A 14385-nucleotide genomic window follows, 5' to 3' on the forward strand; every position below is an offset into this window, starting at 1 on the left:
TCTCCCTTTTAGAACTTAATTTAATAAATATTTTCACGACTATGGTAATAAACTCTATTCTTTTGGTTTTTAGAATTTTTTAGACCAAAATAATAAGCCATTATTTCTCTAGCAACAGGAATTGCATAACCACTTGATCCCCCATTTTCAACAAAAACTACTATTGCAATTTGCGGGTCTTCATAAGGGGCAAAAGCTCCAAACCAACCATGGTTAGCTCCTCCAGTTTGAGCAGTACCTGTTTTACCAGCAATAGTAACTGGAAAATGTCTAAAATGTCTAGATGCAGTCCCATAATTTTTATTAACAACATCATGCATTCCCTGTTTTAGAGTTTTAAAAACTCTGTTTTCAATTTCACTTTTTAAATTGATATTAACTACTGGTTTAAATTCTTTTATTATTTCTCCCTCTGAATTTCTAATTTCTTTTACTAACTGAGGTTGATAGGCAATACCTTCTCCTGCTACAGCTGAAATAAGAGAAACTAATTGAACTGGAGTTGTCATTAAACTTCCTTGACCAATAGCTAAATTAACTGAATCCCCAGGATACCAACCCTGATCAAGATTCTTTCTTTTCCACTTATCATCTGGAACTAAGCCTGCTTTTTCACTTGGTAGATCAATATTAGTTTTAGTTCCTAATCCATATTTGCGTGCATATTCTGCTAATTTTTCACCTTGATATTCTTTATATAATTCATATCCTAGTTCATAAAATACTACATTATTAGAACGGGCAATTGATCTTACAAAATCTAATCTGCCTTCTCCATAAGGATTCCAATTTTTAAATGGACGAGACCAATTAGGAATTTTAAAAGTTCCATTTGAATCATAAAAACTTGTATTAGCTCTAACTCCTAATTCTTTCATGGCTGCTGTACCTGTAACTAATTTAAAAATAGAGCCAGGAGGAACAGTTGTCATAATATTTCTATTAACCATTGGTCTTAAAGGATTACTTCTCAATTTTTGGTAATCTTGATTACTAATTCCTCTTGCAAACAAATTTAAATTATAATCAGGCAAACTAGCAGCAGAAATAATACCACCTGTATTAATATCCATCACAACCGCTGAAATAGCTGTTGGGGCAGATCGATCTTCATCTTCTTTTGCTTCTTTTCTTAATCTAGAATAATTATTTTCTAATATTTTTTCTACATTATGCTGAAGGGCAAAATCAATATTTAATACTAGATCATTGCCTGGAGTTGGTTTTTTGACCCCAATCGTTTTTATCTTTTTCCCTCGACTGTTAATTTCTATTTGTTCAGCCCCAGGATTTCCTTTTAAGTAAAATTCGTATTCTTTTTCCAGTCCATCTTTACCAACAAAATCACCACCACTATAATCATAACCAGCTTCATTAAATGCAATTAATTCTTTACGATTAATTTCTCCAATATAGCCAGTAATATGAACTAATTCTTCAGGATAAATATAATCACGCATTGAAGCTTCTTTAACTAATAAACCTGGTAATAAATCCTTGTTTTCTGCAATTATTACCATATCTTCTTTAGTTAGATGACGCGCTAAAATTATTGGTCTAACTGAATTTTTGGATTCAGAATTCTGATAATTATTCATTAAACGTGATTTTGACAAAGAACTCAATTCTGAGAGTTTAGATAAAATTGTTTTAGCTGTACTTTCAGGTGGAATTTCATTTTGCATTAGATAGAGGTTATAGCTGAGTCTATTAGAAACAACAATTTCACCTCTGCGATCATAAATTTTACCTCGAGGAGCATTTATTGGCCTAACTGAAATTCTATTTCCCTCAGAAAGCTGATAATAATAATCACCAGAAATCAACTGTAAATATCCTGCCCTTACTAAAAGAAGCAAAAAAACTAAAATAATAGCTATTTTTAAAAACTTATGTCTATCCATTTAAATTCCACCTTTGCCAAAGCAAATAGCTTAAATAGCTAATAAAAGTAATTGTAGTATTTAAAATAGCCATTGGTAAAATTATTTGTTTAAACAATAGTAAATAATCGGTTGTAAATAAATAATTTTCTTTAAGCAATAAATATAATATTTCATGAATTAAAGTTGCTATAAAAACTGCTAAAGGTGGGATCAATAAATTTTCCTGAAAAAATCTATCTGTTAACAAAGATGCTAAAAAAGCTATAGCAGTTTTAACTGGGGTGAAAATACCAATTAAAGAATTTAAAAAAACATCCTGTAAAATCCCACCAGTTGCAGCAAATAGCATTCCATCTTTAGCACCAAACATAATAGCTCTCATTACTACATAAATTAAGATAAAATCAGGTATTAAGTTTAAAGCTGGAAAAATGATACCTATTAAGAGCTGACAAATTAAAAGAAAAATTAAAATTAATAGATTAAATAGGTATTTTTTCAATTCAAACTCTCCATTATATTTTTTTTAATCTTTATTTTCTCCAATTTTTGCATCTTTTTCACTTTCCTCATTACTATTAATATCTTTTTTAGGATTAACTTTATTTTCTGCTTTAGTTTTAAAATTTGTAATGACCATTACCTCTTCTAAAGTAGTTTTATTGATAAATAAGTTAACTTTAGATTTTTGAGAAAGACCATAATTATCTGCCTCAATATCTTTAACTTTTCCAATTTTTAAACCAGAAGGAAAATTATTAGATAAACCTGAAGTTAAAACAAGATCACCTTTTTCAATTTCAGCATCCCAAGCTATATTATCCATTATATTTGCTTGATCAGAACGACCACTACCTCTAACCAAAGCAATCTCTCTCGAATCAGCCCGAGCAATAATAGCTCCTACTACAAATTCGCGATCTGTAATCAATCTCACTTGAGCAGCATTTTTACCTACTTTTTCTAAACGACCAACTAAATAGCCAGAATAAGTTATTACTGGCATTCTTTTTTGTAAACCATCTGCAGTACCACGATTAATGGTAATACTTTTGTCCCAAATGGAAGGAGAATTAGCTATTACCTCTGCCCCTAATAACTCATAATCCACTTTTTCTTTAAAATGAAGCAGTTTTCTTAATCTTTTATTTTCACTGTTAATATTTTCTAGAAAGTGAATCTGTCTTGTGAGTGTATTATTTTCCTGTCTTAAATTGGTAAGTTCTCGGTTTATCTCATCAATTGAAAAAAGGGTAACAAAAAAATCTTTAATATTTTCAAATATACTTTCTAATAAATTTAAAATTGGAGTAATCGTATTATAAATTAAATTACTCAACCAATTTATTAAGGGGATATCTATACCTTTAATATTGATCAAACTAAAAAATAAAACACAAAAAATAATAACTGCTATAATTAAAGTATTCCTGCTAAAGTCAAACAACAGGTACACCCCCTAAGATAATTTTTTGGGTGTAATTAGAATTTTTTTCAAAGAATCAATTTCCTCTAAAGCCATGCCTGTTCCTTTAGCTACACAGTCTAAAGGATTATCAGCAATATGAACTGGCATTTGAGTTTCATCAATTAACAATTTATCCAGCCCCTGTAATAAGGCACCACCACCTGTTAAAATAATTCCTCTATCCATAACATCTGAAGCTAATTCTGGTGGTGTTTTTTCTAAAGTCATTTTTACTGCATCAATAATATTAATAACTGGTTCTTCTAAAGCACTTTGAATTTCTGCTCCATTGATTTCAATTGTTTTTGGCAGGCCACTTACTAAATCACGACCTCTAATTTCTTTAGTTCCTTCTGGATCATCACTAAAAGCGGCTCCAATATCAATTTTGATTTCTTCAGCTGTTCTTTCCCCAATCATTAAATTATATTTTCTTTTAACATATTGAACAATAGCGGCATCCATATCATCACCACCAATTCTAATAGAACGGCTTGTTACAATTCCACCTAAAGAAATAACAGCAACTTCTGTAGTTCCACCACCAATATCAACTATCATATTACCTGTTGGCTCGTGAACTGGTAGACCAGCTCCAATTGCTGCTGCCATCGGTTCTTCAATCAAATAGGCTTCTCTTGCTCCAGCATGAACTGCAGCATCAATAACAGCTCTTTTCTCTACTTCTGTAACTCCAGAAGGAACACAGATGATTATTCGTGGTCTAACCATTCTACTTCTTTTATGAGCCTTAGTTATAAAATATCTTAACATTGACTCTGTAACATCAAAATCAGCAATTACTCCGTCTTTCATTGGCCTGACTGCAATAATATTCCCAGGTGTTCTACCAATCATTCTCTTTGCTTCATTTCCAACAGCAAGTACTTCTTGTTTATCTTTTTTTAGAGCCACAACTGAAGGCTCTCGAATAAGAATCCCTTTACCTTTAATATAAACTAATGTATTTGCTGTCCCAAGGTCAACACCCATATCCCTTGAGAATGGCGCACTTAAAAATTTAAAAACCATTTAAATAAAACCCCTTTCAAATTAAATAAAACTTTAATAAAAATTAAAATAAACCTTTTTCTTTAAAGCTTAAATATTTATCACCAGCAATAATAATATGATCAATTATTTCTATTCCAATAATTTTTCCTGTTTTGACTAGTTTTTTAGTAATACTTAAATCGTCAGCACTAGGAGTTGGATCACCACTAGGATGATTATGAACTAAAATTATTGCTGCACTACTACGTCGAATTGCTTCTTTAAAAACCTCTCTGGGATGAACAATTGAACTTGAAAGACCACCTCGAGAAATTTCAGGTACAGAAATTACCTTATTTTTAACATCAAGTAAGATAACTCTTAAAACTTCCTGCTTTAAAAATCTCATTTCAGCTGCTAATAATTCTGCTGCTTGAATTGGATTACTTACCAAATCATTTTTTTGGTTTTTTAAAGCAGAAATTCTGCAGCTTAACTCAATTAGAGCATTTATTTGAGCTGCTTTGGCTGTCCCGATTCCATTAATCTTTTTTAGTTCTTCACAACTTAAATCTTGTAAACCCTTTAAGCCCCCATAAAGATTAAGTAAATCTTGAGCTAGTTCAACTGCAGTTCTTTCTTTATTACCTGTTCTAATAATTAAAGCTAGCAATTCAGCGTTTGATAAAAATTTACTTCCTTTTCTTAATAGTTTTTCTCTTGGTCTTTCTGCTGCTGGTAATTCTTTGATGGTAAAGTTACTTTTTAAACCTTCCATCAAAAATTAGCTCCTTTCTCTTATAAGATTCCATAGTTAAACTCTTTTAACAATTTAGCAAGTTGATGAATAGGCATTCCCATAACTGAATAATATGAGCCTTTTATTTCCTCAACAAAAATACCGCCTAAACCTTGAATAGCATAAGAACCAGCTTTATCTAAAATATTTTCTTGCTCAATATATTTTTCAATTTCTACTTCTGTTATATTAGACATTTTAACTTCAGTAATATTATTTGCAGCTTGAACTTCGTCAGAAACTGAATTTAAAACTGCTAAACCAGTTATCACTTGATGCTCTTGACCACTTAATTTTTTAAGCATTTTTTTAGCTTCAATTTTATTTTTTGGTTTACCTAAAATTTGATCATCAGCTACAACTACAGTATCTGCAGCTATAATTATTACATTTTCTACTAATTTAGCAACTGCTTTTGCTTTTTCTACAGCTAAAATTTCTACTAATTCAACTGGATTGTCAGCCTTAAATTCACTTTCATCAATTTTAGAAGGTACTACTGTAAATTTTAATTTTAATTGTTTTAAAATTGCTTCTCTTCTAGGAGAAGCTGATGCTAAAACTAATTTTAAGTCATTTTCTTTGGCCTCTTTAATCTTTAAAACCTCCCCTCAAAATAGAATTTGGTAAATATTTGAGAGTGAAATAACTGACTAAGCCTACTCCCAAACCAGTTGGAAGGGCTAAAATCATTAGAAAAGGAAGATAATAAAAAATACCTTGATTAGCAATAATAAAATAAGCTGCTATAATTTGAGCTATATTATGTGCTACAGCTCCAATTATACTAATTCCAATTAAAGAAAATTTATTTTTTAAAAAATAATAAACTAAATACATTAAAACAAAGCTTAAAAGACCACCACTAAAACTTAAATAGAAATTGATAGTCATAAAAGTTCCTGCAAGTAAAGAACCTAAGATAACTCTAAAAATAACCACTTCCAAAGCTGCAGTAAAAGGAAATAAATAAATAGCTAGTAAAGAAACAATATTAGCTAATCCTAGTTTAGCTCCTGGAACAATTGTTGCCAAGGGAAAAAAACTTTCTACCAGATGTAAAACTAGTCCTAATGAAATCAAAAGCGCTATGATAACTATTTTTTGAGTTTTTTTCATTTTACCAGCTCATCCCATCTATCTCAGAATCATCATTTTCTAGCCAGATACTCAATTTATTCGGAACACAAACAATAATTGGGCCTGCTCTCTCAATCCATCCTGTTTGTTCACAGATTTTTAAAGGATCATCTTTAGGAGCTTCTTCGACCCTAACTCGGCCTTGATCTACTTCAATCTTATGAATCCCAATTGGCCCCTGAACTTGAAAATGAATTGGCTGCTCATAACTTGCAGCAAGATCTATAGTTTTTATTAATTCATTTTCTAGCTGAACTTTTAATATCAAATTATTATTAGAATTAAAGTCAAAATTATAAAAAGGAAATAAAAATAAAATAATACTTAAAGAAATTACAAAAACTATTAAAATTTTATCATAAAGTGTTAAGATATCTGTTATTTTCATTTATTTCACCACTAATTTCTTTTTGACTACCATTACTATATATTTTAACATCTTTATCAGCAGATGTCCACACTATGCAAGTTAAGAAAACCCGTCCCCATTTATAATGGAGACGGGTTTAAGCTTAATTAGCCTTTATTTTAATCTTGATAAAAAACGTCAACAGCTTTAACATTACAAGCTTCAAAACAGAGTCCACATTGAATACATTTATCTTGATCAATCTGGTGTCTATTTTTTACCTCTCCCTCGATTGCTTCAACAGGACAGGCGCGAGCACAGAGAGTACAACCTACACAATTATCATTAATTTCAACTTTTTCAATCATTTTTCCTTCAAATTGAATTGTGCCAGTTGGACATTTTTCTGCACATTTACCACAGTTAACACATTTTTCGTAGTCAATAACTGCCAAATTATCTTTGATTTCAATAGCATCTACTGGGCAAACTTTAGCACAAAGACTACAGGCAATACATCCTACTTCACAGCTTTTTCGAACAATTTTACCACTATTATGAGAAGAACATCTAATATGATTTTGAGCAGACATTGGTGCTAATAACAAAATATTCCGTGGACATTCTGTTATACATTTACCACAAGCAGTACACTTTTCTGGATCAATTTGTGGCAAACCATTTTCGCTCATATAAATAGCATCAAAAGGACAAACTGACTCACAATCACCAAAACCAAGACAGCTGTATTGACATGATTTTTCTCCACCATTAACAGCATTTGCAGCTTTACAAGTCTGAATTCCTTGATACTTACCAGATTTAGCTGTTTCTTTTATACCACCAGCACATAATAATTCAGCTACTAGTTTATCACCACTGTCATCTGAGTCAGCTCCCATAATTTCAGCTACTTCAGCTGCAACTTTATCTCCACCTACAGGACAACCATTAACTGGCGCTTCTCCAGCTGCTACGGCTTCTGCAAAAGCACTACAACCGGCATAACCACAAGCTCCACAGTTTACTCCCGGTAGGGCGTCTTCGACTTTACCAACTCTAGGATCTTGTTCTACTTTAAAACGTTCTGAGGCAAAACCTAAACCTGCAGCTAAAACAGCTGCTATTCCCCCCATACTAACTAAAGAATATAAATATGTTGGATTCATTTAATTTACTGGCACCTCCACTACATTGAGATGAGACCGGAAAAGCCCATAAAAGCCATAGCCATAATACCTGCAATAATCAAGGTAACTGGCACACCTTTTAAAACTTCCGGCACATCGCCAAATTCTAATTTTTCTCTCAAACCTGCTATTAATACAATTGCTAAGGTAAAACCGACTCCAGCTCCAAAACCAAAAACTACACTGGCTATAAAACTATAACCATTTAGTGGAATTAACAAAGCTAATCCCATAATAGCACAGTTTGTTGTAATTAAAGGAAGGAAAATACCTAAAGCCTTATATAAAACTGGACTTGTTTTTTTAATAAACATCTCAACAAATTGAACTAAAGAAGCAATTACAATAATAAAAGATACATATTGTAAAAATGGTAAATTAAAAGCTTCTAAAATAAAGGTATTAATCATCCAGGTTGCTGCAGCTGTTAAAGTCATAACAAAAGTTGTAGCAAGCCCCATACTAAAAGCTGTTTCAATTTGTTTTGATACTCCTAAGAATGGACAAATACCTAAAAATCTAATTAAAACAAAGTTATTTATTAAAACAGTACTAATAAATAATAATAATATTTGTGTAAACTCTTCCATTATTTACCCTCCCTGCTGATTTGATTCATTATACCTACTAAAATACCTAAAGTTATAAAAGCTCCAGCAGGTAAAACCATAATAACCATTGGACGATACCATTCACCTAATAGTTGGATTCCAAATAATGAGCCCATACCAAAAAATTCTCTAATTATTCCTAATAAAGTTAATACCCAGGTAAAACCAATCCCCATACCAAGGCCATCTGCAATTGCTCTATGAGTAGGATTTTTAGAAGCAAAAGCTTCTTGACGCCCCAAAATTAAACAGTTAACAACAATCAAAGGTATAAAAATACTCAATGAAGCTGCTATACCTGGAAAAAATGCCTTTAAAAAATAATCAGTAAATGTTACAAAACTAGCAATTATTAATATGTAACTAGGAATACGAACATTAGCTGGAATTAACTTTTTTATAATTGAAATAACTATCTCTGACATAATCAAAACAAAAGAAGTTGCAAGTCCCATTGCTAAACCGTTAGAAGCGGTATTTGTTACAGCAAGTGTTGGACACATTCCAATTACAAGTCTAATAACTGGGTTTTCAGCCCAAAGTCCATTTTTAAAATCATTAAATAATTCTTTAAAATTCAAAGTCATTAAATTCCACCCCCATAAGCTGAAGTTACTATCTCTAATCCTTCTTGTATTACTTCAGTTATACTATCTGAAGAAATTGTTGCTCCAGCAATAGCTTCTACTTGTGTTTCTTTAGTAGGTGGAGTTTTTACAACTTGATAATTACCAAATGGCTTATTTTCGAAATTAGATTTAAAATCAGGCTCAGTAATTCTAGCACCTAGTCCAGGTGTTTCCTGGTGATTTAAAACACTAATTTTATATATTTTCTCATTTTCTAAGTTAACCCCGATCATTACTTCAATTTGGCCATTATAGCCACCACCACTATTTTTGAAAGCAACTCCAATTCTACTTCCATTTTGATCATAGCCTTCATAAAAAACATTATTATCTTTTTCTACTTCTTTAACTTCTTCTACTCCAGGTAAAACTTCATTAATCGCTTGTTTTTGAGCTTTAGCTTGATTTGCCTCAATATAAGGAGTAGTCCATTCATAAACAAAGGTTAAAGCTAAAGCAGAAACGATTCCAATTACAGAAAGTGTTATGATTAAGCTTTTCATGCTATTTTTTTCCATTTATCTCACCTCTCCTAAACTACGAGGTCTTGTATAACGATCAATTAGAGGTACAGCTGTATTCATTAATAAAATACTATACATTACCCCTTCTGGATAACCACCCCAGAGTCTAATAACAACAACTAATAAACCAGCTCCAATTCCAAAAATCCAACGTCCTGCCTTAGTAGTTGGACTAGAAACCATATCTGTTGCCATATATAAAGCACCGATCATTAATCCACCACCAAATAGATGGAAAATAGGATCTGCACCAAAAATAAATGCTCCTAAAAAGACTGATCCGATCATAGCTAGTGGTATTCTCCAGTTAACATAACCTTTATATAATAGATAAGCGAAACCTAATAAAAGTGCTAAAGCAGAAGTTTCTCCTAAAGAACCACCAATATGACCAATAAATAGCTCCCAAGTATCAGTTGCTATTCCATCCATCTTCATTTTACTTAAAGGTGTAGCAGTTGAAACTCCATCTACAGTCCAGGTAGTCATTAAAACTGGATAAGCTGCAGTTAAAAATGCTCTACCAACTAAAGCTGGATTAAATGGGTTTTGACCAATACCACCAAAAACCTGTTTACCTAAACCAATTGCAACTACTGAACCAAAAAAAGCTGTCCAAAGTGGAATTGAAGGTGGTAGAGTTAAAGCTAAAAGTAAACCTGTTAAAACTGCACTTCCATCTTCAATAGTAATTTTTTTATTCCTAACTTTTTGAAATATGTACTCTGTTAAAACCGCACCAAAAACAGCTGTCAAAATCACTGAAATTGCTCTGGTATTAAAGAAATATACCGCTGCAAAAACTGCAGGAAGTAGAGCCAGAACAACTGACCACATAATTTTTTTAACTGAATCTTGTGATCTGACATGTGGTGAGGATGTTATAATTAATTCATTATTCATTATTGATTATCCTCCTAATTTTCTTCTCTTTTTTTAGCCATAACCTGAGCCTTACCAAGACGCAGATAATGAACAAGAGGTATTTTGGCTGGACAGACATAAGCACAAGATCCACATTCTATACAGCTCATAATCTGCCAATCATTCATTTCTTCTACCATCTCACTTTTTTGATAATTAACCAATTGAGTCGGCATTAAAAACATGGGACAAGCATCAACACATTTAGCACAATTAATACAAGGAGAAGGCTCATAAGCTTCTACTTCAGATTCAATTAAAACTAAAATACCTGAAGTACCTTTAACTGCAGGAATATTTAAGTTCTTTTGGGCAGCTCCCATCATTGGCCCACCAGTAATTACTTTAGCAGCATTATCTTTTAGTCCTCCTGCTTCTTCAACTAAATCACCAATATTTGTACCAACTCTAAAAATTAGATTTTGTGGTTTATTAATTCCACGACCTGTAATTGAAATAGATCTTTCATATAAAGGTTTTCCATCTCGAATTGCATCTGCAACAGCAGCTGAAGTAGAGGTATTATTCACAACAACTCCTACATCTAGTGGTAAACCACCAGCAGGAACCTCTCTTCCAATTAAAGCTTCAATTAACATTTTTTCTCCACCTTGTGGATACTTGGTCTCTACAGCCTGAACTTTAATATTATTTTCACTTTCACAAGCGTCTTCCATACTAGCTATTGCCTCTGGTTTGTTATCTTCAATACCAATAATCGCTTTTGGAGCTCCAGAAGCTTTCATTAGTGCTTTTAAACCAAAAACAATACTTTCTGGTCTTTCGACCATAACTCGATGGTCAACTGTTAAATATGGTTCACATTCAGCTCCATTTAAAATTACATAATCAACATTTTTATCTTCTGGAATAGTTACTTTAACATGAGTTGGAAACATTGCTCCACCCATTCCAACAATTCCAGCTTCTCTAATTATTTTTCTGATTTCAGCTTGACTAAGATCAGCTAAAGTCTGGTGTTTTTCCAAACCAGAATTTAAAGTATCTTCTGCATCAGCTTTAATAACTACTGCTTCAACAGTATTACCACCTGGATCTGTAACCTTTCTAAATTCTTTTACTTTTCCAGATACTGAAGCGTGAATTGGAGCAGAGACAAAACTATCACCATCTGCTATCTTTTGTCCTAAGTCAACGTGATCTCCTTTTTTGACAAGTGCCTTTAAAGGAGCACCTATGTGTTGTTTGAGAGGAATTATTACTTCCTCAGGTCTCTTAGCATTTTTTAAGGGTTTATCCTTTGTTAAATCTTTATTATAGTCAGGATGTATTCCCTGTTTAAACGTCAAAGCTTTCACTATTTAATTTCACCCCTTAGATTTTTTTATGATTTTTAATTGAAAATTTAGGCTGCAACCATAATTATTATATACCAATTGTTAAATAAGAACAACAGTATTTTGGAAAAAATTTTATTCTAAATGCACAATAAAGCCTTCACATCCTTTTGATTTAAGTTCTTTAGCCGCTGATTCTGCTTCTTTACGAGAAGAATAATTAGTAACTTGAACCTGATGTGGACTTGAATCTGTTATTTTTACTTTAAATCCTAATTTTTCTATTTCTTCTTTTAAAAGCACAGCATTATTATAATCAGTAAATGCTCCTATTTGAACTGCAAATTTGCTTTCTGAACTTTGATTTGAGTCAGATTTAGAACTGTTATTTTTTTTGATTGCATTAGTTTGCTTTTCAGATTTATCTAGGTCTGGAGCTGTTAAATTATTTTTACTATTATTTATTTCTGCAGTAGATTTTTCTTTGACCTTTTCAGTTTTAGAAACTTTAGTTGCTAAATCTGAATTTTGATCATCAGCAACTAAAAAAGAAATTAACCAGCTACCTGCTAAATAACCAATAAATAAAGCAGCTATAGACATAAAGACAACAATAATAATTAAGGAAAAACCTTTTTCATCTTTATTCATTTTTTTCACCTCTAATCTTCTTTGACCTCAATTCAATTCCAGCTTCAAAAACAGTATTAAAAGAACCAGCTGCAATTATTAAATCATTTACTCCAGCCTTTTTTAAAACAGTTTTACTTGCTTTAGCTAAATTTGAAAAAGTCTTAAAATTAAAATTATGTGCTTCTATTGTCTGAGCCAAATTTTTAGTAGAAATAGATCTAAATGATTTATTTGCAGCTAAATAAAATTCTGGTTTGAGTTTTTTTGCTTTAAATTCTTTTAAGATAGCAGTTAAATCTTTGTCAGCTAAAATCGAAAATACTAGAAATAAGTTTTCAAATTCATTTTTAGAATTATCAATATTATTAACTAACTCTTTAAAGGCAGCTGGATTATGAGCCGCATCTAAAATTATTATTGGCTTTTGAGAAATCATTTGCATTCTTCCTGGCCAAACAATATCTTTTAAAGCCTTTTTTATTTCATTTTCAGCAACTGGGAATTTAGCCTCTAATTCTGAAATAGATCTTAAAGCTAAAGCTGTATTTCGGGCCTGATGTTGGCCTAAAAGTGAAAGCTGATATTCTTTTGGCTCTGCTTTTTTGCTTCTTAATTTAATCAAGTTTTGAGTCAAACTACCACTGCTTTCTATTAAAGAAAATTCTTTATCTAAATCAATAAATTTAGAGTTTTGAGACTGAGCTTTAGTTTTTAAAACTTTGATTACAGATTTTTGCTTAGCAGCAGTAATAATCGGAGTTTGCTTTTTAATTATACCTGCTTTTTCAGCAGCTATTTCAGTTAGGGTATCACCTAATAAATGACTATGCTCTAAACTAATATTTGTAATAATTGATAAAAGAACATCTTCAACTATGTTTGTAGCATCAAGCCTTCCTCCTAAACCTGTTTCTAAAATAACTAAATCTGGATTCTGTTCTTTAAAATATTGAAAGGCTAGAGCAGTAACTAATTCAAAAAAACTAATTTCAAAACCATCTTTTCCCATTTCTTCTACAGCTTTTTTTATATCTTTTACAATTTTAGTTAGCTGATAAGTAGAACAAGCTCTTCCATTGATTTTTATTCTCTCATTAAAATGAAAAATATGAGGAGAACTGTAAAGACCAGTTTTATAGCCAGCTTCTCGATAAATTCTTTCTAAGATGGCTGCTGTTGATCCTTTACCATTTGTACCAGCTAAATGAATAATATTTAAATCTTGTTGAGGATTGCCTAAATAATTAAGTAATTTTTTAATTCTTTGCAGACCAGGCTTATAACCAGAACCGCTTCCAAAAAGCGGAAATGAATTTATATATTCAAAAACTTCCATTTTTTCCCTCCAATTCTTAATTTGCATTAGCCACTAATAATAGGGTAAAATATAATTAACACTATTGTTATTATACACAAAATTAAAGCAAAGAACAAAATAATATATCCAATTTTCGGGGGAGATCGTATGTCATTACTGGAAGTATCTATGTTTTCTTTATTTACTGCTCAATTTTTAAAAATATTTTTTATTCGGCCAATGAACTTTTACACTTTTTTTACTTCTGGGGGAATGCCTAGTTCTCATTCTTCTTTTGTTGCTTCTCTAACAATCACTGTCGGTTTAAAATATGGTTTTAATTCTGATCTATTTGCAATTGTAACTGTTTTTGCCTTAATTGTTACTTATGATGCAAGTGGTGTTAGAAGAGCTGTTGGCCAACAAGCTAATGTTTTAAATAATTTGGTTAAACATTTAGAAAGTAAAAGTTTTAGTGATAAACAATTAATTAAAGAAGATTTAAAAGAATTAATTGGTCATACTCCTTTTGAAGTCTTTGCTGGAGTTTTGCTAGGAGCAATTATTGCTTTAATTAATTGGTTTTTTCTTTAAATTTAAATATAAAAGAAATCCGTCTAAGCAATCACTAATTTAAGCTGAGC

17 protein-coding genes are annotated in these 14385 nt (G+C 31.5%); 1 reads left to right on the top strand and 16 read right to left on the bottom strand.

Going from position 1 to position 14385, the window contains the following annotated elements; translation table 11 throughout:
* Window positions 1–20 precede the first annotated feature (20 nt).
* The 16 genes from mrdA to HPRAE_RS06405 form a co-directional block, all read right to left on the bottom strand.
* Window positions 21–1904, bottom strand: a complete 1884-nt coding sequence (mrdA, locus tag HPRAE_RS06330) for a penicillin-binding protein 2 (RefSeq protein WP_014553396.1) — start codon at window positions 1902–1904, stop codon at window positions 21–23.
* Window positions 1897–2388, bottom strand: coding sequence for a rod shape-determining protein MreD (gene mreD, locus HPRAE_RS06335; protein WP_014553397.1), 492 nt, complete (start codon window positions 2386–2388; stop codon window positions 1897–1899). The genes mrdA and mreD overlap by 8 nt, the downstream gene beginning before the upstream one ends.
* Window positions 2389–2412: 24 nt before the next feature.
* The gene (gene mreC, locus HPRAE_RS06340) at window positions 2413–3342 is read right to left on the bottom strand and encodes a rod shape-determining protein MreC (protein ID WP_245528257.1); all 930 of its coding nucleotides are present in this window, start codon (window positions 3340–3342) and stop codon (window positions 2413–2415) included.
* A gap of 3 nt (window positions 3343–3345) precedes the next feature.
* Window positions 3346–4386, bottom strand: a complete 1041-nt coding sequence (locus HPRAE_RS06345; RefSeq protein WP_014553399.1) for a rod shape-determining protein — start codon at window positions 4384–4386, stop codon at window positions 3346–3348.
* 43 nt (window positions 4387–4429) lie between these two features.
* A complete protein-coding gene (gene radC / locus HPRAE_RS06350) occupies window positions 4430–5125 on the bottom strand; it encodes a RadC family protein (protein WP_014553400.1) in 696 nt (231 codons plus the stop codon).
* Window positions 5126–5145: 20 nt separating this feature from the next.
* On the bottom strand, window positions 5146–5742 hold the full coding sequence (locus HPRAE_RS06355) for a Maf family protein (protein ID WP_014553401.1): 597 nt from the start codon (window positions 5740–5742) through the stop codon (window positions 5146–5148).
* Window positions 5738–6265, bottom strand: a complete 528-nt coding sequence (locus tag HPRAE_RS06360) for a Gx transporter family protein (protein ID WP_014553402.1) — start codon at window positions 6263–6265, stop codon at window positions 5738–5740. The genes HPRAE_RS06355 and HPRAE_RS06360 overlap by 5 nt, the downstream gene beginning before the upstream one ends.
* A gap of 1 nt (window position 6266) precedes the next feature.
* Window positions 6267–6674, bottom strand: a complete 408-nt coding sequence (locus HPRAE_RS06365; protein ID WP_014553403.1) for a NusG domain II-containing protein — start codon at window positions 6672–6674, stop codon at window positions 6267–6269.
* A gap of 140 nt (window positions 6675–6814) precedes the next feature.
* A complete protein-coding gene (locus HPRAE_RS06370; protein ID WP_014553404.1) occupies window positions 6815–7804 on the bottom strand; it encodes an RnfABCDGE type electron transport complex subunit B in 990 nt (329 codons plus the stop codon).
* Between the two features lie 20 nt (window positions 7805–7824).
* Complete coding sequence (rsxA, locus tag HPRAE_RS06375) at window positions 7825–8415, bottom strand: electron transport complex subunit RsxA (RefSeq protein ID WP_014553405.1); 591 nt, start codon at window positions 8413–8415, stop codon at window positions 7825–7827.
* On the bottom strand, window positions 8415–9023 hold the full coding sequence (rsxE, locus tag HPRAE_RS06380; protein ID WP_014553406.1) for an electron transport complex subunit RsxE: 609 nt from the start codon (window positions 9021–9023) through the stop codon (window positions 8415–8417). Before rsxE ends, rsxA begins: the two co-directional genes overlap by 1 nt.
* A complete protein-coding gene (locus HPRAE_RS06385; protein WP_014553407.1) occupies window positions 9023–9583 on the bottom strand; it encodes an RnfABCDGE type electron transport complex subunit G in 561 nt (186 codons plus the stop codon). Before HPRAE_RS06385 ends, rsxE begins: the two co-directional genes overlap by 1 nt.
* Window positions 9584–10492, bottom strand: coding sequence for an RnfABCDGE type electron transport complex subunit D (locus HPRAE_RS06390; protein WP_014553408.1), 909 nt, complete (start codon window positions 10490–10492; stop codon window positions 9584–9586).
* A 14-nt stretch (window positions 10493–10506) separates the two neighbouring features.
* Window positions 10507–11832 carry an electron transport complex subunit RsxC gene (gene rsxC, locus HPRAE_RS06395; protein ID WP_014553409.1) on the bottom strand — a complete coding sequence of 442 codons (1326 nt, stop codon included), beginning with the start codon at window positions 11830–11832 and terminating at the stop codon, window positions 10507–10509.
* Between the two features lie 114 nt (window positions 11833–11946).
* Entirely contained in the window at window positions 11947–12462 is a 516-nt protein-coding gene (locus HPRAE_RS06400) for an SPOR domain-containing protein (RefSeq protein ID WP_014553410.1), read from the bottom strand.
* Window positions 12455–13780, bottom strand: coding sequence for a bifunctional folylpolyglutamate synthase/dihydrofolate synthase (locus tag HPRAE_RS06405; RefSeq protein ID WP_014553411.1), 1326 nt, complete (start codon window positions 13778–13780; stop codon window positions 12455–12457). Before HPRAE_RS06405 ends, HPRAE_RS06400 begins: the two co-directional genes overlap by 8 nt.
* Window positions 13781–13909: 129 nt before the next feature.
* Here HPRAE_RS06405 and HPRAE_RS06410 point away from each other — a divergent pair, with 129 nt between their 5' ends.
* Window positions 13910–14335 (top strand): divergent PAP2 family protein, encoded by a 426-nt coding sequence (locus HPRAE_RS06410; protein WP_014553412.1) that lies wholly within the window; start codon window positions 13910–13912, stop codon window positions 14333–14335.
* Window positions 14336–14385: the final 50 nt, after the last annotated feature.

Origin of the sequence: Halanaerobium praevalens DSM 2228 (assembly GCF_000165465.1) — a bacterium.
GTDB lineage: Bacteria > Bacillota > Halanaerobiia > Halanaerobiales > Halanaerobiaceae > Halanaerobium > Halanaerobium praevalens.

Bases quoted from the DNA above. Each gene is read 5' to 3' on its own strand.
- HPRAE_RS06390 (WP_014553408.1), bottom strand. From the start codon at position 10,492: ATGAATAATGAATTAATTATAACATCCTCACCACATGTCAGATCACAA.
- radC (WP_014553400.1), bottom strand. From the start codon at position 5,125: ATGGAAGGTTTAAAAAGTAACTTTACCATCAAAGAATTACCAGCAGCA.
- HPRAE_RS06400 (WP_014553410.1), bottom strand. From the start codon at position 12,462: ATGAATAAAGATGAAAAAGGTTTTTCCTTAATTATTATTGTTGTCTTT.
- HPRAE_RS06410 (WP_014553412.1), top strand. From the start codon at position 13,910: ATGTCATTACTGGAAGTATCTATGTTTTCTTTATTTACTGCTCAATTT.
- HPRAE_RS06385 (WP_014553407.1), bottom strand. From the start codon at position 9,583: ATGGAAAAAAATAGCATGAAAAGCTTAATCATAACACTTTCTGTAATT.
- rsxE (WP_014553406.1), bottom strand. From the start codon at position 9,023: ATGACTTTGAATTTTAAAGAATTATTTAATGATTTTAAAAATGGACTT.
- HPRAE_RS06345 (WP_014553399.1), bottom strand. From the start codon at position 4,386: ATGGTTTTTAAATTTTTAAGTGCGCCATTCTCAAGGGATATGGGTGTT.
- rsxA (WP_014553405.1), bottom strand. From the start codon at position 8,415: ATGGAAGAGTTTACACAAATATTATTATTATTTATTAGTACTGTTTTA.
- HPRAE_RS06405 (WP_014553411.1), bottom strand. From the start codon at position 13,780: ATGGAAGTTTTTGAATATATAAATTCATTTCCGCTTTTTGGAAGCGGT.
- mrdA (WP_014553396.1), bottom strand. From the start codon at position 1,904: ATGGATAGACATAAGTTTTTAAAAATAGCTATTATTTTAGTTTTTTTG.
- HPRAE_RS06365 (WP_014553403.1), bottom strand. From the start codon at position 6,674: ATGAAAATAACAGATATCTTAACACTTTATGATAAAATTTTAATAGTT.
- HPRAE_RS06370 (WP_014553404.1), bottom strand. From the start codon at position 7,804: ATGAATCCAACATATTTATATTCTTTAGTTAGTATGGGGGGAATAGCA.
- HPRAE_RS06360 (WP_014553402.1), bottom strand. From the start codon at position 6,265: ATGAAAAAAACTCAAAAAATAGTTATCATAGCGCTTTTGATTTCATTA.